This is a genomic window from Paenibacillus aceti (genome assembly GCF_003614185.1).
GTDB classification, from domain to species: domain Bacteria; phylum Bacillota; class Bacilli; order Paenibacillales; family Paenibacillaceae; genus Fontibacillus; species Fontibacillus aceti.
Genome location: NZ_KZ987724.1, coordinates 5,486,069 through 5,503,989, shown reverse-complemented (window position 1 = coordinate 5,503,989; position 17,921 = coordinate 5,486,069). Strand labels below are relative to the sequence as shown.

General features: G+C 41.7%; 23 protein-coding genes. 6 read left to right on the top strand and 17 right to left on the bottom strand.

The features are described from left to right. The 10 genes from BFJ94_RS24700 to BFJ94_RS24655 form a co-directional block, all read right to left on the bottom strand. Positions 1 to 1,998, bottom strand: a complete 1,998-nt coding sequence (locus BFJ94_RS24700; protein ID WP_120464972.1) for a VirB4 family type IV secretion system protein — start codon at positions 1,996 to 1,998, stop codon at positions 1 to 3. A gap of 9 nt (positions 1,999 to 2,007) precedes the next feature. Beyond that, entirely contained in the window at positions 2,008 to 2,181 is a 174-nt protein-coding gene (locus BFJ94_RS26375; RefSeq protein WP_498043782.1) for a DUF8096 family protein, read from the bottom strand. Continuing rightward, positions 2,174 to 2,959, bottom strand: coding sequence for a hypothetical protein (locus BFJ94_RS24695; RefSeq protein ID WP_120464971.1), 786 nt, complete (start codon positions 2,957 to 2,959; stop codon positions 2,174 to 2,176). The genes BFJ94_RS26375 and BFJ94_RS24695 overlap by 8 nt, the downstream gene beginning before the upstream one ends. A 338-nt stretch (positions 2,960 to 3,297) precedes the next feature. After that, the gene (locus tag BFJ94_RS24685) at positions 3,298 to 3,690 is read right to left on the bottom strand and encodes a hypothetical protein (RefSeq protein WP_036714838.1); all 393 of its coding nucleotides are present in this window, start codon (positions 3,688 to 3,690) and stop codon (positions 3,298 to 3,300) included. A 181-nt stretch (positions 3,691 to 3,871) separates the two neighbouring features. Further along, complete coding sequence (locus BFJ94_RS24680; RefSeq protein ID WP_052147358.1) at positions 3,872 to 4,324, bottom strand: metal-dependent hydrolase; 453 nt, start codon at positions 4,322 to 4,324, stop codon at positions 3,872 to 3,874. Then, positions 4,321 to 4,863, bottom strand: a complete 543-nt coding sequence (locus tag BFJ94_RS24675) for an HD-GYP domain-containing protein (protein ID WP_009225538.1) — start codon at positions 4,861 to 4,863, stop codon at positions 4,321 to 4,323. Before BFJ94_RS24675 ends, BFJ94_RS24680 begins: the two co-directional genes overlap by 4 nt. Next, positions 4,860 to 5,699, bottom strand: coding sequence for an HNH endonuclease (locus BFJ94_RS24670; protein WP_090725959.1), 840 nt, complete (start codon positions 5,697 to 5,699; stop codon positions 4,860 to 4,862). Before BFJ94_RS24670 ends, BFJ94_RS24675 begins: the two co-directional genes overlap by 4 nt. Positions 5,700 to 5,721: 22 nt before the next feature. Then, entirely contained in the window at positions 5,722 to 6,135 is a 414-nt protein-coding gene (locus tag BFJ94_RS24665) for a DUF2538 family protein (RefSeq protein WP_036714835.1), read from the bottom strand. A gap of 41 nt (positions 6,136 to 6,176) precedes the next feature. Beyond that, on the bottom strand, positions 6,177 to 6,452 hold the full coding sequence (locus BFJ94_RS24660) for a stage V sporulation protein S (RefSeq protein ID WP_036714833.1): 276 nt from the start codon (positions 6,450 to 6,452) through the stop codon (positions 6,177 to 6,179). Positions 6,453 to 6,574: 122 nt separating this feature from the next. Further along, positions 6,575 to 6,820 carry a DUF3850 domain-containing protein gene (locus BFJ94_RS24655; RefSeq protein WP_036714832.1) on the bottom strand — a complete coding sequence of 82 codons (246 nt, stop codon included), beginning with the start codon at positions 6,818 to 6,820 and terminating at the stop codon, positions 6,575 to 6,577. A 281-nt stretch (positions 6,821 to 7,101) separates the two neighbouring features. On the opposite strand from BFJ94_RS24655, the gene BFJ94_RS24650 reads away from it, so the two are divergent. Then, positions 7,102 to 8,252 (top strand): IS3 family transposase gene (locus tag BFJ94_RS24650; RefSeq protein WP_205571051.1). Its coding sequence is split into 2 segments (ribosomal slippage): positions 7,102 to 7,357 and positions 7,357 to 8,252, totalling 1,152 coding nucleotides; the frame shifts between segments, so codons are not numbered across the junction. A 67-nt stretch (positions 8,253 to 8,319) separates the two neighbouring features. On the opposite strand, the gene BFJ94_RS24645 is transcribed toward BFJ94_RS24650, so the two are convergent. The 6 genes from BFJ94_RS24645 to BFJ94_RS24625 form a co-directional block, all read right to left on the bottom strand. After that, complete coding sequence (locus BFJ94_RS24645) at positions 8,320 to 8,538, bottom strand: hypothetical protein (protein ID WP_090725962.1); 219 nt, start codon at positions 8,536 to 8,538, stop codon at positions 8,320 to 8,322. 194 nt (positions 8,539 to 8,732) lie between these two features. Next, positions 8,733 to 9,398, bottom strand: a complete 666-nt coding sequence (locus BFJ94_RS24640; protein ID WP_036715675.1) for a hypothetical protein — start codon at positions 9,396 to 9,398, stop codon at positions 8,733 to 8,735. Next, entirely contained in the window at positions 9,391 to 11,622 is a 2,232-nt protein-coding gene (gene recD2 / locus BFJ94_RS24635) for an SF1B family DNA helicase RecD2 (protein ID WP_052147469.1), read from the bottom strand. The genes BFJ94_RS24640 and recD2 overlap by 8 nt, the downstream gene beginning before the upstream one ends. After that, positions 11,622 to 12,416 (bottom strand): transcription termination/antitermination NusG family protein, encoded by a 795-nt coding sequence (locus BFJ94_RS24630; protein ID WP_036715676.1) that lies wholly within the window; start codon positions 12,414 to 12,416, stop codon positions 11,622 to 11,624. The genes recD2 and BFJ94_RS24630 overlap by 1 nt, the downstream gene beginning before the upstream one ends. 28 nt (positions 12,417 to 12,444) lie before the next feature. Continuing rightward, the gene (locus BFJ94_RS25525; RefSeq protein WP_156124767.1) at positions 12,445 to 12,585 is read right to left on the bottom strand and encodes a hypothetical protein; all 141 of its coding nucleotides are present in this window, start codon (positions 12,583 to 12,585) and stop codon (positions 12,445 to 12,447) included. A 67-nt stretch (positions 12,586 to 12,652) separates the two neighbouring features. After that, a complete protein-coding gene (locus tag BFJ94_RS24625) occupies positions 12,653 to 12,847 on the bottom strand; it encodes a helix-turn-helix transcriptional regulator (RefSeq protein WP_009226489.1) in 195 nt (64 codons plus the stop codon). A gap of 161 nt (positions 12,848 to 13,008) precedes the next feature. On the opposite strand from BFJ94_RS24625, the gene BFJ94_RS24620 reads away from it, so the two are divergent. The 5 genes from BFJ94_RS24620 (at position 13,009) to BFJ94_RS24600 (ending at position 16,888) form a co-directional block, all read left to right on the top strand. Beyond that, a complete protein-coding gene (locus BFJ94_RS24620; protein ID WP_009226488.1) occupies positions 13,009 to 13,440 on the top strand; it encodes a helix-turn-helix domain-containing protein in 432 nt (143 codons plus the stop codon). A gap of 113 nt (positions 13,441 to 13,553) precedes the next feature. Next, complete coding sequence (locus BFJ94_RS24615; protein ID WP_120464970.1) at positions 13,554 to 14,033, top strand: ImmA/IrrE family metallo-endopeptidase; 480 nt, start codon at positions 13,554 to 13,556, stop codon at positions 14,031 to 14,033. Between the two features lie 15 nt (positions 14,034 to 14,048). Next, a complete protein-coding gene (locus BFJ94_RS24610; RefSeq protein ID WP_090725977.1) occupies positions 14,049 to 15,530 on the top strand; it encodes a recombinase family protein in 1,482 nt (493 codons plus the stop codon). A gap of 259 nt (positions 15,531 to 15,789) precedes the next feature. Continuing rightward, positions 15,790 to 16,191 carry a hypothetical protein gene (locus BFJ94_RS24605; protein WP_120464969.1) on the top strand — a complete coding sequence of 134 codons (402 nt, stop codon included), beginning with the start codon at positions 15,790 to 15,792 and terminating at the stop codon, positions 16,189 to 16,191. Between the two features lie 76 nt (positions 16,192 to 16,267). Further along, positions 16,268 to 16,888 (top strand): chromosomal replication initiator protein DnaA, encoded by a 621-nt coding sequence (locus tag BFJ94_RS24600; RefSeq protein WP_120464968.1) that lies wholly within the window; start codon positions 16,268 to 16,270, stop codon positions 16,886 to 16,888. 383 nt (positions 16,889 to 17,271) lie between these two features. On the opposite strand, the gene BFJ94_RS24595 is transcribed toward BFJ94_RS24600, so the two are convergent. Next, complete coding sequence (locus tag BFJ94_RS24595) at positions 17,272 to 17,613, bottom strand: hypothetical protein (protein ID WP_162944393.1); 342 nt, start codon at positions 17,611 to 17,613, stop codon at positions 17,272 to 17,274. Between the last annotated feature and the right edge of the window lie 308 nt (positions 17,614 to 17,921).

The window sequence follows — 17,921 nt, the reverse complement described above, 5'->3', positions numbered from 1 at the left end:
CTATGCTGTTCCTTCAGCCCTTGTTCTTTCCTTGATATATCGTTTACGCTCGGCGTATAACGGATCATTGGGGTCTGTGGTAAACAACATGTGCTCGAATGGAGCTGCATCTACATGTACTATAGCCGATTGGTTGTCCACTTTGACGAGCATATCTCCCTTACGAGCTTGATAAACGAGAAAGTCTGCTTCACCTTCGGTTAATGCTAATTTCCCGCGAACAGCATCAATATCCAAAGCTTCCTGAATACCAATAATTTTGATTGGGCTGTTTTTAATTGCAGCCATTCCAGCTTGAGAACGAGTAAATACCTCCAAGCCCTGAGTAACAGGGACGATTCCTGTATTCGTTGCACGCCCCTCCCGAAATGCACTCTCTGCCCAAACAGCTCCAAAATCTTCGTCAAGAAAGATATTCTGGCATTCCTCAATGATAAGGAGTTTCTTGACCTCTGGATGTTTCTTCGCCCAGCGTTCCATCATCCAACGTTCTGTAACAAATAAACCAATTGGACGCATGATCTCAGGATCAAGCCGGTTGATAGCAAAACCAAAGATTGGCGCATTCTTCAACTCTACTGTAGAAGGACCATCAAATATCGAATATGAACTCATTTCACCTTTTCTGGTAAATGGCTGTAGCAACTCACTTGCTTTTCGAATTGCTTCACTTTTATGGGCATTCATTTTCTCCCATAACCCAATCAATTCAGGCATTGCTTTTCTTACCTTACCAGTCCTGAAAATGCCTTGACCTTGCATTGTTTGATCTGTCGTATATAAGCTCTCAGGATCTGTAGTTATCTCGTACTCCGCATACTGCTGTCTTATAGCTCGACCAATAAATACTTTCACTTCGCCGGTTAATACACTTCGGTCATAAACAGAAATCATTTTAAAGACTAGTGCCTGCACAGAATTCGCCGCTTCTTCGATATCAACAAATCTTGTTCCGTCTGCAAGTTCTGTAATGTCAACATCATATGGATTGATACGATGCTTAGAATGCTCGTGGAGTTCAATAAATGGGCAGCCCAAAGCACGAAGAAAGTCGCCGTACTCTCCCTTCCAATCAATAATTCCAATTTGCCTTCTTAGATGTGAGGAACGATGTGTAACTAACATGGTCACAAACGTTTTCCCGGCACCTGAACGTCCAATGATGCACATATTATAATTCGCTAGTTCTGGATGCCAGTTGTCCAGCCACACCGGGCGGCCCATCCTATCTTTACCAATTACAACACCACTACGATGATTTAAGCTACCTCCACCCCATGGAAAAAGATCGGCCACGTTAGAGCTTTCCAATGATAGAATGTGCTCTTTTTGAACTGCCGTAGTTTCGGCAGTAGGTAATACGGATTGCAACGCCGCAAGTTGTTGACCATCGGCTGATCGGAGATAGATCGACTTCCCAGCAAAGCGCTGAACAAGTGAGCGACACAGTTTCATGAGTTCTTTCCATTCAGGGGCGCTGACGATGACCTGAATAGACACTCGAAAACTTCGTTCAACATTCAATCGAATGCGTTTTTGTCGTTCTTTCAAGTCTGCAATTTCGTCTCTCATGGCATCAATCTTACGAACATCTTTTTCATCAGCCAAATCTGATAACAATCCTGCTATCCGTCTGCCGATCTCATCCAGTTCTCGATCATTTGATGACGGCTGAACATGGATCGCTAAGTCCACATCCCCATTACCATGATCTGCTCGAATTAAGGAATCCAGCATCCCTGCCCAGGTATTGCCCGAAGAAATCTCAGCATAAAAACTACGGAAATATCGAGTTGGTGTAATTGTTCCACCGACTTCTACCGCATAGTCATCAAGCTTAATTTGGTTAGCGCTTATATCTTTCGGAATTGTTTCTCGAATAAATGAAGGGGCAGCGAAGTCAGCTCCACTAGCTTTCCCGGTATCAAGATGAGCCTGGGTTTCATTTCCCATCCCCTCACCTTTTTTATTCCTTTTTAAAAAATTGAACACTTCCATTCCACCTTCTTACACCGCTAATTTATCTCCACAAACTTTACATGTACGCACAAGCTGACCGCCTAAATAGCTCAGTGAAAATCTTACACTCCCACAAGGACAAACTCCGGGCCTACTTGAAACTTGATCAATTTCATTCTTCCTGACCCTTTTTACTGCATCTGACCAGGTTCCTTTACGCATTTTGCAACTCTTCCTGTGTTAAAGAGTGCTTTAATCTTTTGAATGAATCTGATCGTATTGCATCAATCATCCGCGCTTGTGGAGCCAGCTCACGCTGTAAGGTTTGATAAGTATAGTTCCATACTCCCGCCTTATCCAGACGCTGATATCGCATTCCTACTTGTTCACAGAAGCCATATAAGATGTTCTCTACCTCTTCTAATACTTGCAATGCCAGATCAGATTGCTCTTCTTCTGATAAGTTATTTTTCTTAGGAGCGGCTTTGTCCAAAATCGCATTCATTCTCCCTGCCCCTGCCACACCTGTCTCTGCCTTCAAAGGGTCGTATTCAAAAATAATATATCCGTGATAATTTCTGATCGTGCCTTGATCCAAACTCTCTATCAAATATTGTCTTACCAATTCTCCCGATTTCTTCAGGTCAGGATATTCATCAGGAAGCTCTTGAACTGATTGTCCGTAGGCATCCGTATAATCCTTCATCTCAAACAGTTGGGATTGCGTGATGAATGTAACCGGTAATGAGATCGTGTTAATGAGGCCAAGAAAGTTAAGCCAAACTGCTTTGTTTTCCTCAATTGAGGCATTATCCAGATTAATAGGTTCGACTTCAACTACTAAGCGATATTTATTGCCGTTTTGAGCAAGCCCATCCCATGTGATTTTGGAATTTTTCGCTCCGATTAGTTCCTGAACGGTAAGTGGTTTCTCTTTTTTTTGATAGTTCATAAAATAGAACACCGCTGCCGCTAAAGCTAAAATGAGCATCAGGACCATATCATGCTCCTCCTTTCTTGTACAAATATCTCCTTCTCCGCAATCTCAGCCGAAGCATCAGATAGTAATACTTCCATACCGGGAGGTTAGTCCCGGTATGTTTGAAATAGCAAAGATACATGCAGAATAAGAACGGTATAGAATAGTGGAGCCTTGAATAGAACCAGTCTGTCCCAATGCGCGGAACCACCTTGGACATTTGAACAGACAAATACCCTCCAACTGTCCACCATGCCGCTTGACTGAGACTAAGGCCAATGCCAAAGATTGTAATGAACTTTTCTTTGATCGCGCTTTTGTACGGTATCGGATGATATTGTCCCCACATAGCCAATTCCTCACAGTTTGGATAGGTCTATACCAAATAATTTGAAGACCGCGCCCAAGATATCTTCTGTCCAAAACGACAAAACTAAGAAAGCAAGGAAAAACACAATTTTCCCTTTCGTCTCTCTTAAAGTGTCCGGGGAAAAACCTGCCCGGAAATAGCTGATAGCAAGCCACAGCCCAAAGATAATTGTGAGTGTCACAAAAATGCGCCGTGCCATATCAACCCCCGCAGTGGTTGATTCATCTACCTTTTTCTCCAAATTAGATACTTCGCTGCCTTGGCTGCCTTGAATTCTCTCCTTGATGCTCTGTGCATGTACAGAATTCTGAAGAGGGACAGCACTGAACATAAACAACAAACCTGCCATCATAACAACTAAAATCTGCTTTAACCTTTTCAAGTGAATGACCTCCCTATTTGCATACTCCTACTCGTTTGTCTTTCCGGAACTCACTTACCGACCACGCAATGCCGTACTTTTTGCTAATCCAACCTGCAAACATCTTGGTTTCCTCCTTTCATATGTTCTCGATAAAAGCAAAAAGGCTCCCGCAATATGCAGGAGCCTCAAAGTCGTTCGATTATGTGATATAGAAATAACTGTATCCTCCAAGTACCATCCATGCTCCCCAAGCTGCCATTGCTGCTGTCTCCACAAATACCGGAGGTATACCAAAGAGTGGTATACCGAATTTCCATGGAATCGGCCACAGTAAAGCAACTCTACCTGTAATGACATCCAACAGCAGATGCGAAACATAACCAATCAAAAAAGGCCACTGCCAGCTTGAATGAAAGCCTAGTAATAGCCAAATGCCTAATCCAAAGAGAAGGCTATGCGTCAAAGTGCGTTTACCCAGCGCTTGCTCCAGCATGAACGGTAGAAATGGAATCCAGCGCCCCAGCAAACTGTTGGAACGGTCTATATCAGGCAATAAGGATGATACTGCTACAACAGCAAGCTGGGCTGGAGAGTGGATGCCAAGCACCATTGCGGCGGTCACTCCGCCAACTAGATGAGAAGCCCCATTCATACCGCTACCCCCTCTGCCATCATCTGCAAGAATGCTTCAACCACTCTTGGATCAAACGACTCTCCACTTTGGTCTTTAATATAGTCCAACGCTTTTCCTACAGGCCAAGCTGCCTTGTATGGCCTATCAGAACATAAAGCATCAAACACATCACATACAGCAACGATACGACCATACAGTGGGATCTCTTCACCCATTAGACCATGAGGATAGCCACGACCGTCCCAACGTTCATGATGTGAGGCAATAATCTCCCTCGCCGCTTCAATCTCTTCGCCTGTATGTACAGATAGAATGGATAATCCGTACTCTACATGCCGTTGCATCAACCTATATTCATCTTCATTAAACTTTTCTTTCGATTCCAGCAAAGACGTAGGAATAGCTATTTTTCCAATGTCGTGATATAAAGCTCCCTGACCGATGAGGTGAATCTCATCCTCACATAAACCCAATTGGCGTGCTAGTGACATTGAAAATTTGCTGACTCGTCTGGCATGATCACGATCAAGCATATTTAGCACATTTTCTAAAATCAATTTTGCTCCTCCTTAAGCAACTGCTTTAATTCATTTTCAAGCCACTTGGCGGCCTCGCCTCCGGTAGCCAGCATCTTTTGTACAGATGCCAATAACCGCTGAGCCTTCTTCTGTTCCTGATCTTCCTCTTGTTTAACAATCTCACCATCCCCCTCCTGCTCCAAAATGACCTTTCTTAAATCCCTCGTACTCAGAGATTCATCATTAGCTTTGGCCAATAGCACAGCAGGTTGGTTTGAATGACTGGCTACTCGGTGGTGATACCAACTGAGCGAAGGGATACGAGATTCTGGTGTCGGGAATGTACGGTACACATGCACCAGCTCCCGAATTTGCGCCGGGCTGATTCCAATCTGAGATGACAGGAATTTTTGCTTGGCTCCGGCAGCCAACATTGCGTCCAGCAACTGCCCTTTAACGAACCTTGTTTCTTGCTCTTGTTCATCAATCTGGATATACGCTTGCAGCAGTTCCTCAACCTTGGGCTGAGGGGCTGGCTGGGCTGGAGGAGACTGATAGCTCAGTTTCAAAATATCCGCCACTTCCTCTGGTGTTAGCCCTTCACGCTTGGCAACGACAGCTATTAATTCATTTCTGTCCAAATTGCCATCATGAAACAGTCTATGATGCCAACCACACAAATGAATTAGATTTTCCCTTCGATCATCCCCGCCAGCCCCACGAGTACGAATATGATGAGGTTCACCTTCTGCTGGATGACTACAACGTTCTCCAGTAGCAAGGTCGATGTACTCACAACTATGTCCAGATTCTTCACGGATGTTCTGGATGTTTTCTCTACTACGAATTCGTTCAGGCTTTGTTAATGTGCTCATATGAACGATTCCTCCAAGCTAATTATTGAGTTAATGACAATATTGGAGAAGAGCGGCGCAAATCAATGGCCTGTAGTGCTACAAGGTATAACGCCTGATCCCAAGAACGTAAACCCACGGACAAGTCAAAATCGCGGCCATTCCAAAGATTCAAACCAAGCTCCAACAAGCTTCTGGTTTGTCCGGTAAGCGGGGCAGTATCACCAGTTGTTTCTCCGCGATCTCTGCGCTCGGCAAAGTCACCCGGATCACTTAAATAATCAAAATACCAGTCAAACGGACCATGTACTTGCTTCTCTAAAACAAAGCATTTGTAAATCTCAGGATATGCTCCGATGTAACAAGCAGCGTAATAATCTCTTGCCTTTTTTACGTCAGGAAATTTCGCTGCAATACGTTGAAAATTAATTTTGTGTTGTTCGTTAGCAAAGTACATCCTTCCCGCCCCTTTCCACTTTCCAGAAAGTTTGTCATTGATCAATGGCTCTCAGACTCGACAATCAGTTTCATAGCTGTTCTCTGTTCCCCCTCGATCACGACATCCACAAAAGCAGGTATACAAGTCAAGTTGATACCTTGGGATGATACATACCCCCTAGCTACAGCTACAGCTTTAAGCGCCTGGTTGACAGCTGCTGCACCAACGGCTTGTAACTCCAGCTTCACCTTTCCATCGCGGATAAAGCCAGCCACAGCACCAGCTAGTGCGTTTACCGAAGATTTTGAAGATACTTTAAATACATTTTCAGACATATCGAATTCCTCCGTTTTTACTTTTTAAGAGTTGTCTCACTCTCTATAAAATACAAAAAGCCTCTGACCTGATAAGCAGTCAAAGGCTATCTATTGCGTTGCATTAAATTTCGGAATGTGCATTAAGCCGGCTCAATCGCCATAATTACATACCCTTCTGGTACAAATGGTTGCTCGTCGAAAATGTAAGTCACTTCCCGACCAACGTAACCTCCGGTGTACTTGTTGGTAACAGGATCAAACTCCTTGAGTAAAAGGACATCTCCAACTTTATAATCCTGATCTTTTTTGCGTACCTCGAATGTTTTTATTCCAGTTACCACAGCGCTAAAATATTTCGGATGGATTTTTAGTTCATGCGTTGTCATTTATCTCACTTCCTTTCGCTATTTGTGTCTTTAGTGCAATAACAGGCTTTGAGATATGGGGCTGACAGGGCTAGGGATGGGATTGCTCCATGTCTGCCTGACGCCATCATGCCTGCTTAGCGCTCCCTGTTCCTCCCTCCAGTGCCCCTCAGCCCATTCGCCAAAGTGACACCCACCACAGCCGGTGCTTCAAAGACTGTTCATGGTGATGCTAGACTAAATAGTGGACACCGAGAATCCAAAATGCGACAATAAACCTAGCAAAATCGAGGAGTCCGAAGATGAGTCAGAAATATGACAAAAAGTTTAAAATCCAAACCGTAAAAATGATTCAGGAACAGTGGAAGCCGGTGGCGCAGGTCGCCCGAGAATTGGGCGTATCCGACAATACTCTGTACCGCTGGATCAACGAATTCAAACAGGATCCGGTCAATGCGTTTCGCGGCAGCGGCAACCTGAAAATCGAGGAAAAAACCCTTCTCGAAATGCAGAAACGAATCCGCCAACTCGAGATGGAGAACGAAATTTTAAAAAAGGCGATGCACATCTTCGCAAAAGACCGGAACTGATCTTTGCGTTTATCCACAAACACCGCTCCAAGTATCCGGTATCGGAGATGTGCAAGGTTTTGAACGTATCCCGGAGTGGTTATTATCAATGGACCAGGCGCCAGGAAAGCGAGCAAAAGAAACGTCGCCGAGAACTGGAACAACAGATTAGCCGTATCTTTGTGGACTCGCGTCGCCTGTACGGCAGCCCGAAGATCGCTCAAGTCTTGCGCCAGCAAGGTGTTCGGGTATCCGAAAAAACGGTCGCCCGCATCATGAAGGAACTGGGGCTTAAGTCGCGCACCGTCAAGAAATACAAGGCGACGACGAACTCGAACCACAATCTGCCAGTGCATGACAATGTGCTGAACCAGCAGTTCAGGGCACAAGCTCCCAATCAAGTCTGGATGGCGGACATCACTTACGTTCCGACAGACGAGGGATGGCTCTATGTCGCGAGCGTGATGGACTTGTACACGCGCAAAATCGTAGGCTGGCACGCCGATGAGCGAATGACCAAGGAATTGGTCCTGCAAGCTCTGGATCAGGCTTACAACCGTCAACGGCCGAAAGGCGAAGTCCTGCATCATTCCGATCGCGGCAGCCAATACGCATCTCATGAGTACCAAAAACGGCTCTTGAAATACGGGATGAAATGCAGCATGAGCCGCAAGGGCAACTGCTATGACAATGCCTGCATCGAATCGTTCCACAGCGTGCTCAAAAAGGAACTCGTCTATCTGGAGAAGTTCAGAACCCGCAAGGAAGCCCAAAGTCGGATTTTTGAATACATCGAGTTTTTCTACAACCGGAAACGCGTACATTCCGCTATCGGGTATCTTACACCTTTTCAATACGAACAAATGTACGGTCAAATTGCGTAATTTTCTCGATTCTGGCTGTCCAATCTATTGACAGAGGTCCATGGTGCGCACGCGCATGCCCTGAGTTTTAAGGATCATCCTCCTCAACTTCAACCTCTTCCCATGTATAACTCACATTTTCTCTGATCCATTTTCGTACTACTTCATCCAACGACGTTTTAATCTCTGTTTCTGTTGGGTTTGATGCTTCCCATGAAATTTGAAGATCAATATCGTATGTATCTTCTGTATCTTCATCATCTTCACCAAAGCTAAATTGAATACGCACGTTTTTTGTTATCCTCAATCATTTCATCTCCTCCTGAATTCCATGGACTCTGTATTTTATATAGATTAAGAAAGAAGACCACCCGCTAAAATCGCGAAACCCTTGATACATAAGCATTTTTCCGCATTTTTGGGTGTCACCTTTTCGTGACACATGTGTCCCCTTTTGGTGACACCCCCTGCTCACAAAAAACCTGCATTTTTTTAACGGTATTATTTTCCTTTCTGCTGTTTTAAAACTTCCAAAAACTTTTTTCGCTTAACCAACTTTCCATACTGACTATGTGGTTCGACAATAGCCTTAATAGGTAGCTTCACCCTAGCCCTTTCCAAAATGTTGTGATGTATCATCAGTTGGACAATCCCACTTTGAAGCCTATTTTTATCCCCACAGCATAAAATCTCTGGATTCAAAAAAAACGGACGCCGAGTGACATGGCGACCGTGTATTTTAAGTTCGTGGACATTAGCGAATTCATACATAATCCCTTTTTCAATGAGTACAGATATCATTTCACTTGTCTTTTGCCTACTTCGCTTCAAATAGGCTGCGATCTCAGATACCGAGCAGTATTGGCCCGATACAGGATCAACGATAGCATTAACGTTCATTTTAAGCATTGGAGCCAGTGTAAAGATGAAGCTAAACTCAGCACTAGTTAAATATTGAGTCTGACATAAATAGGCTATATTTTCATCAATGGTTTGAGAGAACCTTGTTTGATTTACTGCTCTCTGCCTTTTGCGTACAATCATGAAGCCTTGTTCATTGGCTTTGGCTTCTTCATCATTGACCTTACCTAGATCAATCTCAGTTCGCCTTTTCGCCTTCAATTCTGCCTGTTGAAGTGTCTGCTTTAACGCCCCAATCTTATCCATATACCTTCCTCTGCCCTGTAGGAATACTCTGCATATTACTCTCTATCCGCTCCCTTAGCGCTGTATTACGCTGCACCATCTTGTTGTTGCTTATAGCCACACTAAGTGCCTTACGAGTTCCAATCATGACACAGACACCCTCAGCTCTCGTCAGGCCAGTATAGATCAGATTTCGAGCCAACATAACGTAATGGCTGGTAGAGACAGGCATAATAACTACAGGGGCTTGTCCACCTTGAGCCTTGTGTATGGTAATGGCATAGGCCAAGAGCAAGTCTTTTAATTCATGCTTACTGTAGACCACTACTTTCCCGTGAAAATCACAGGCAAGCCCTATTTCATCCGTCAACTCGCCTTCTTCATCCTTCACTAAGGCTGTACCTATGACAACGCCAATATCACCATTTAAAATCTTTTTCTTATAGTCATTACGAATCTGAATAACCTTATCTCCTTGACGATATATACGCCCAACGGTCTTTATCTCGGCTTTATCTAGTGCCGGAGGATTCACCGCCGCTTGGAGTGCATTATTCAGTTCCTCAGTGCCAATTACACCTTTCTTCATTGGGCTGAGAACTAGAATATCTTCTAACTTATGCCCCTTGTCCAAAAATCTCAGTACACTGAGCACAACCAGATGAGCAATCCGTTCAGGCTCAGGCTGCTCGATGAAAAAGAAATCGTCTTTATTTTTATCAATGACGATCTGTTCTCCATTATTTATGCGATGAGCATTCATAATGATTTGGCTTTCTTGCGCCTGGCGGAATATCTCTGTTAAACGAACATGCGGAACTCCTGCTGTGATCATGTCGTGTAAAACATTACCCGGCCCCACAGATGGAAGCTGATCGCTGTCTCCTATAAGGACCACTTTTGTATTTGGCCCGATTGCCTGAAATAGATGATAAGCCAATTGCAAGTCCTTCATCGACACTTCATCCGTGAAAATCAGGTCAAACGGCAACGGCATATCATCCCCATACTCTGGTTCTGCTCCTGGTCGGAAGCCAAGCATCATATGAATAGTTGAAGAGTTCATTCCCGTCAGTTCTCCAAGCTTACGAGCTGCACGGCCTGTAGGCGCACATAGCCCAATGGATGCTTCGGGATAGTGCTTTTTATATATGTCGATCATAGCCTTTACCACAGTTGTTTTGCCGGTGCCTGGATTCCCTGTAACAATTAGAATCTGCTGACGAAACATTTCTCTAATGGCTTCACGTTGCTTATCAGCCAAAACTATACCATGCTTCATCTGATACTGTTTGATTGAATTTTCTATAGAAGGCATAGCTCCACCACTCCGGGTTGCCATGCAAGCCAGCTTATGAGCAAGTTTATTCTCATAGATATACAGGTGCTTCGGATAAATCTTATCTTCTTCCCATATTACTTGTTCGTGAGCTGCCATTAACTGAAGCTCTGTTTCAATATCCTGTTCTGAAACGCCTCGTAAAAGCTCTTTAGTCCGATCAATTAGTTCGTGTTCAAAGACAAAACAATGACCACCCTTATAGCACGTCTCGTTAAGAACATGCTGTAACGCTGCATTTAAGCGATACGGTGAGTCCATACTAATACCTATTGTCATAGCTATCTCATCAGCCTTAAGAAACCCGATTAGATGAATCTCCGTGAGTCGATATGGGTTGCGCCGCACAATATCAACGCACTCGTTCCCCCATTGCTTATACATTTTCGTTACAGTATCCGCAGAAATTCCGTAGGGCAACAGCGTCATCATAATCTGCTGAATTTCAAAATTGCTTTTAATGCTATCTGCAATTTTCACTGCACTTTTCGTGCCAATCCCCTTAATACCCATTAGACAAGCGGCACCCTCATGCATAATTCGTTCCAGTGCCCGATCACCGAGCTTTTGAATGATCAATTCAGCAGTTTTCACTCCGCACCCTTTGACGAATTTAGAACTGAGGAAGGAAATAATCTGGTCCTTGGTTTTAGGCAAAGGCCGCTCCCAGTGATCTACAGCAAACTGTAGTCCATATTTGGGGTGAGTCTCCCACTTACCATGAACAGTAATCCGCTCCCCTTTGTTTACTCCGTAAAGATTGCCTTTAATGGCAAAGGGTTCACCGCCGTTTTCCGGCTGCCAACGCGCTACACCAAAGGTATCCTCCTCACTCAAACTACCGTTACGTGGATGGATGAAGTACACCACATGGCCTGTGCTCATTTCTAGTAATGGTGCTTCCATCAGCTAACACCTGGCTCACGAAGATATTTAAACAATAAAGTTATCAATGATCGCGGTGATTGCAGCCATTTGCTTTGAAGATCAACAGAGTATATAATTTTGTCCAAAAAGGTTCTTGGAAAACTCACAATTTCTTTGTTATTTCTTACAAATGCTCGTACCCTTTCAGCCATACGATTCTTAAGCTGCTGAATACCACTCAGTTCCTTCGCTACTACTCCAACCGGCTCTTCATAAACCTTTTCAACCAATACATTCATCTGTTGTTCAGCAATATCCAAAGCTTTTAGTGCTTGCGCGCGCTCTTCCTTAGTCTTGGCCATATTGACTTCATGCAGAGCATTCTTCATATTTTTCTCAACTTCATCGACTTCATTAGATGCCGATGTTTCTTCAACAGGGACTGCTATCTCAACTTGTTGTTCTTCTGGTTCCAGCCCGAGCATTTTTTGAAACTCATCAGCTCCGATAACTTGTCCAGAGCCAGTAAATTGTTTTATTACTCCGGGGATACTCTTGATGAGATGCCACACATCGACAGGTAAATGCGCCGAGCAATTATTTTCATCGACTGAGTAATTCATTTCAATAAAAATATAACCGGGCATAATAGCACGTTTAATCTCTTTTCCAAGCTTTCCCTGACCGAGCAATCGTCGAGTAGTTGTTGTAAATGTATGTACTGCCTTGATCCAATTTTGAGCGGATTCATTTCGAGCAAACGCCCACTCCATCAGCTTTTTAACATTGTTCTCTTTACCAGTCATAACCTGTATTGCAAACGCAGCTCCCATCAGAGTACCTCCTTCATCGTTTTACTTACTACATAGCTTTTTCTTGCTTTGCTTTTCGGCTAGCTTGAATCTCAGCAGCGTATTTGATATTTAAAGCTGCCAGCATTTTGTGCAGCTTATTCCAAGCTTTTTCAGATAAACCAGGGTTATATGGTTTTGAGATTTGCATTCTAATAATCGCCTCCAACAAAGTTTCTATAAAGAATACTTTTTTTGAAATCATGTTTTCATTTAGTTTACTTTTGAGGTAAAAAAATATCATCAGGATACATATTAAAAAATGCTGCTATTTTTACTGCAAGATCATAGTAAAGTTTCCTTTTACCGTTCTCGATTTGCCAGTAGTAAACCTTACTTATCCCTACAGCATCAGCGACTTCCTGACAAGTTTTATTATTATTTTTTCTTATTTGCTTTAAAGTCAAGAGCACTATGCAGCACCTCCTTGAATAAACCATTAGTGAACTATACCCAGTATATGTTAGCGTTTAGTGAATTGTCAATGAATAATTTCTATTTAGTTAACTACATTGAAGTTAGCCGCTCGTTAACTTATTATTAAGTTAATTGAACTTGTTCTGGAGTGATTAAATTGTCTTTTCCCTATCGTTTAAAGCAACTTAGAAAAGAGCATAAGTGGACACAAGAAGAGCTAGGTGCAAAACTGAACCTAACTAAAGTTTCCATTTCAGGTTATGAAAATGGAAATAGAACTCCTGACATGGACACCCTCATAAAAATATCAAACGTCTTTAATGTGTCTATCGATTATCTCGTAGGAAAATCAGATGTACGTTCTGTTGATTCACCCATTATTTCCGGACAAGTCTTGAAGAATTCAATCACTAATTCTCCAAAGCCACCACTTCTTGAACAAATTTTTTTCGATGGTTTTTTAGAGGCTTCAAACGAAGAAAAGGAAGAAATTATTCGCTACTGGCATGAAGAAATCAAAAAGAAAAAGAAAGTACCTCCTACAGAAAAAGACACTGACGAATCCGCTTGGGATTTGAAAGATAAATAATTCTATAGCCCTTTAGGGCTTTTCTTTTACAGTTTAAACAGAACATACGTTCCGTTTAAACGTGTTTTCAAAGCTTAGAACACCATAATCACCAAGAAAAAGGACGATGTTTCATGAACTTAAACTTAGAGCAGCAAGTGAATAAACTCTTGAATTATCTCAATATCCACTACCCACACGAAATTGACATCGAAGCCATCGCTTATGCTTGTAAAGCCGAAGTCTTTCCAACTTCAATCCGCAGTCATTGTATCGCCCATCCCACAAAAATTGGATGGAGCGGTTTATATATCAACGATCAGTTATCTCTGCCTGAATGGCGACAGACCGTAGCCCATGAGTTGTGTCATCATGTTCTACATGTAGCCTCCCACTTAGAAATATCGAACTTACATATCCAGCGCCACGAAATACAAGCAGCACATTTCGCAGAGTATCTGCTTGTACCCCTTCACATGATCAATCATGACGATATTGCACACATCAATTACCTTGATGAAGGTATTCGCTGGATTGCTGAAGAATTTGTCGTTCCACTCGACTTAGCCAAAAATAGATGGGAAGCCTGGAATGCAAAAAATATTAATGTTTAAGGAAGCGATGTATAAATGCGTGTTGCTATCTATATTCGTGTATCAACAGACATGCAAGCAGAAGAAGGTTTTAGCATTGAGGGGCAACGTAGTCGTTTAATCAGCTTTGCAGAATCACAGGATTGGGTCATACACGACTTTTACGTTGATGATGGCTATTCAGCAAAAGACTTAAAACGCCCAGATATGCAGCGTATGTTGGAAGATATGGAGAAGAAACTGTTTGATGTTGTTCTCGTTTACAAACTCGACCGCCTTACTCGTTCCGTAGGCGACCTACACTCCCTACTTAAAACATTTGATCTTTATGGCGTGAAGTTTAAGAGCGCTACAGAGATTTTTGAGACGACGACAGCAATGGGGAGGTTCTTTATCACCCTTGTCGGTGCAATGGCTGAGTGGGAGCGTGGGACGATCTCAGAGCGTGTACGCTTCGGAGTCGAGCAAATGGTTGCGGAGGGGCGACGTCCAGGTGGCGTAGTGCCCTATGGATACACGCAGGACGAGCAACTCATTCCTGAAGAGGCTGCACTGATTCGTGAAGTCAGAGATTTGTATATGAGTGGTAAAGGTTATAAATCTGTGGCTATGATTATGAATCGCTCGGGTAAGCTTCGAAGAGGGCGAGAGTGGACTGATGCTACCGTTGCCTACACATTAGAGAACCCATATTACGCAGGAATCATTAGAATTAGTTCAAAGACCCCTGCCGGTACATATGTTAACAGCAAACGGGATGAGAGGGTAAAGTGCGTATATGGTAAAGGATCACATGAACCTATTTTTACTCAAGAGGAGTATGAAGAACTCAAGAAATTCATGAAACGGAAAGCTCAAGGCGGATTCAGCAAAGTGGGTGAATACTGGTTTAGTGGCGTACTGCGTTGCGGCCGTTGTGGAGCAGCTATGTTCGGAAGGATGACAACGAAAAGAACAACAACCAAAGGGACTGTTCGAACTCAGTATTACATCTGCTCTAACCGTCATCACAGTAAAACATGCGATCTTCCCATCTTTCGTCAGACACATATCGAACACTTGGTGTTCCAATACATTAATCAAATTCAAGAAGATATGGAAAAACTTAACGAAGAGGCTATGAAAATATTTGCTGATGAAGGAAAAAAGAAAAGTGCAATCGACAGCGCCAAACGCGAACTTTCAAAGGTAGCTGAACGTCGGGAAAAGTGGCAGTACATGTTTGTTGAAGGCTTGATTGGGAAGCAGGAAATTCGTAAGAGAATGGCTGAAGAGGATGAGCGTGAGAAGGAAATTCGCCAACGGATTGCCCAAGAACAAAAGGCTTTTTCTGGCATACCTCGAATTGAAGAACTGGTTGGATTAGCAGAAGGCTGGGCGTATTTCGATGATCAAGAGAAAAAAGAAATTATTCATACTGTCTTCGACAAGATTGTAGTAAACACTGACTTAAGAAAAATTAAAGGTGTAAAAAACAAGTTTTTTGATGCTTACATCCAAGAGATCTCGTTCAACTAAAGACTCCATGTTTGATTCACTACCACAATACCCATGATGGACTTCCATCATGTCCGGTATTCATCGCCTGCGTAACAGATAACAAATAGGTCATACAAAAAAATACTTGTCTAGATTACGAACATTGATGATTGGCTATACAAAAGGTTATTAATCACCTAGTTCTAGAGAAAGTACTGGAATAAAAGTAATAACTTTACAATTTAATATTGTTATGATACATTGATGATTCAAAAAACACCTCGAAGGAATGACATCTATGGAAAATCAAATCTTTATTGGACAAATAGGATTTAGTCCCGCTATTGGAAAGGCTTTTACTACTAGGACAGAGTACTTATCAATTGTTAATCAGGTCATTGAGTCCAAAAGTTTTCTTGGTCTTAGTAATCAAACCAAAAACTCTAGTGTTAATTTTTTATTGACAAGCCAAGTCGAAATTATTGAAAAGGAAGACTGTATTTCCCTAAACTTTAGTTTTATAGCAAAGTCAAAAATTATTGGGTTCGCTGGTTTAACTGATACAAAAGGATCAGGTTATGAGAAGTTTTTAGAAAGCTATGATGAAAAGAAACCTATCTTAGTGTCATTGATTTGTATGGAGACTGGTGAGGAGATGCAGTTACTTTGCTTACAAAAGCCAAAATTAACAATCCTATAAAGCAATCTCTTAAATTCTAAATAAAATCCATGTTCAATTGAGATGGCTAACGGAAAAATAACAAGGGAGTATGAGTATGAGTGATAACATTAATGAGTGTTCTGAGGAGATAACAGAACAAGCCAGATTGGAATATAGCTTGAAGGTATTATCCAAAGTTCTTAATCAAGTTAATGCCCCTTCGTTTAAAGACTACTTTAAAGGGCAAACCCTACAGGAAATAATGAATAGTCTTGTTATAGTACTCGATGATGATATAAAGATAAGGATTGAATGGTTAGAGAATAGATATTCATCCTTAGTGAAAAAGTCACTTAAAACTGTAGTTAGGGTTCAAATTGATCTTCTAGAAATCATTAAAAATGAAAAATCCCCTGAAGAAAGTGAACTTATGAGTTTTATTAAGTTAAACAAAGAAAAAATAGAGAAACACTCCGTACTTTATCAGAACAGGAAATTACAGAAGGATTACGAAGAAATGGCTGTCAATTTAATAAATTGTTCTTGTGGCTGCAACAATGTTGAGAATACCCAAATAGATTTATCGTTTCCAGGTCAAGAATCAATTCGAGGAGTTACTGTAAAAGGTGCTGCTAGATGTTTGTCATGTAAAGAACAATATTTTTTACAGGATACTGTGAAAGTTATAGACTCAATAGAAGAAATGATTGTTGGCAAGAAAAGACTAGTAAATTGAGTTAATTCAACAAGGATGGTGTAGATATGGATAATAATTTTACTGAATATTTTCACAAGAATAACCACTACTAACAGAGAAAGAGTGTCCAGAAAAGGACACTCTTTTTCATAATATTTCATATGGTTCTTTAGTTACTACATCTTTAACTCCTTCAACTGGTAAGTCCTTCCCCTTAAGCCTTCTTAATAATTTCATCACAAAATGAACTTGTATATTCGGACGGTAACATTTACTACTTCTTCGCCTTTATTTTATCACTCAATTAGTATGTAATTTTGTTCTACTATTTCCTCTGTCTTTTCTATAGCTATTCCGCTCATACCACCAACAATAGCTCCAACTCGTCTAAGAAATAGATCTAGTACTTCAGAATATATAGTTTAAAAATTTGGTCTAAAAGATTCAAAACGAGAAGCTGTTTCCTTTTCAACTTTTCGTTCCCCACCATGCGATAGATAATTTTGATATGTATAATATCGTGTTTCATGAAGAATGTTTATTACCTCTGAAAATGCTAAAAAGAGCATCCCAGATACAAAACCACCTACCCACCATGTAAAAGCAATTGCCCAATGGAAACTATCATAGCTGCTTTCCGGTTGCCCTGATACAATTCCTACAATGAAAGCTAAAAAAATTTCTATGATACCGATCCATAGAATGACTTTTGCAATTTTATTGGATTCCATCCCTCTAATATCCCCAATCTCAATATTTTCCATAATTATATCATTAATCGACAATATAGGTCTAGGAGATTAAATGTTCAATAGGTTAGCGGTCAAATAGAACTAATTTAATGTAACGAATAGGCTCTCATCCGCATTCCGCTTCCTCCGTGATAAAAATATGTTTAAGAAAACTCTTTTCAGTAATAGTCAAGATGTTAGAGCTACGCTAGTATCCGTAAATACAAGATCACTCAAACGTCTACAGAGCAATTCGCTAAAGAATACAACCCGCTCTTAGAGTTTTCTCCATCCCAAAATCACTTAACTTTTTAAGTAACTTTTTAAGTCGTAATGACTTT

Coding starts and splice junctions, on each gene's coding strand:
- BFJ94_RS24700 (WP_120464972.1), bottom strand. CDS start 1,998: ATGGAAGTGTTCAATTTTTTAAAAAGGAATAAAAAAGGTGAGGGGATG.
- BFJ94_RS26375 (WP_498043782.1), bottom strand. CDS start 2,181: ATGCGTAAAGGAACCTGGTCAGATGCAGTAAAAAGGGTCAGGAAGAAT.
- BFJ94_RS24695 (WP_120464971.1), bottom strand. CDS start 2,959: ATGGTCCTGATGCTCATTTTAGCTTTAGCGGCAGCGGTGTTCTATTTT.
- BFJ94_RS24680 (WP_052147358.1), bottom strand. CDS start 4,324: ATGAATGGGGCTTCTCATCTAGTTGGCGGAGTGACCGCCGCAATGGTG.
- BFJ94_RS24670 (WP_090725959.1), bottom strand. CDS start 5,699: ATGAGCACATTAACAAAGCCTGAACGAATTCGTAGTAGAGAAAACATC.
- BFJ94_RS24665 (WP_036714835.1), bottom strand. CDS start 6,135: ATGTACTTTGCTAACGAACAACACAAAATTAATTTTCAACGTATTGCA.
- BFJ94_RS24660 (WP_036714833.1), bottom strand. CDS start 6,452: ATGTCTGAAAATGTATTTAAAGTATCTTCAAAATCTTCGGTAAACGCA.
- BFJ94_RS24655 (WP_036714832.1), bottom strand. CDS start 6,820: ATGACAACGCATGAACTAAAAATCCATCCGAAATATTTTAGCGCTGTG.
- BFJ94_RS24640 (WP_036715675.1), bottom strand. CDS start 9,398: ATGGATAAGATTGGGGCGTTAAAGCAGACACTTCAACAGGCAGAATTG.
- recD2 (WP_052147469.1), bottom strand. CDS start 11,622: ATGGAAGCACCATTACTAGAAATGAGCACAGGCCATGTGGTGTACTTC.
- BFJ94_RS24630 (WP_036715676.1), bottom strand. CDS start 12,416: ATGGGAGCTGCGTTTGCAATACAGGTTATGACTGGTAAAGAGAACAAT.
- BFJ94_RS25525 (WP_156124767.1), bottom strand. CDS start 12,585: ATGCAAATCTCAAAACCATATAACCCTGGTTTATCTGAAAAAGCTTGG.
- BFJ94_RS24615 (WP_120464970.1), top strand. CDS start 13,554: ATGAACTTAAACTTAGAGCAGCAAGTGAATAAACTCTTGAATTATCTC.
- BFJ94_RS24610 (WP_090725977.1), top strand. CDS start 14,049: ATGCGTGTTGCTATCTATATTCGTGTATCAACAGACATGCAAGCAGAA.
- BFJ94_RS24605 (WP_120464969.1), top strand. CDS start 15,790: ATGGAAAATCAAATCTTTATTGGACAAATAGGATTTAGTCCCGCTATT.
- BFJ94_RS24600 (WP_120464968.1), top strand. CDS start 16,268: ATGAGTGATAACATTAATGAGTGTTCTGAGGAGATAACAGAACAAGCC.
- BFJ94_RS24595 (WP_162944393.1), bottom strand. CDS start 17,613: ATGGAAAATATTGAGATTGGGGATATTAGAGGGATGGAATCCAATAAA.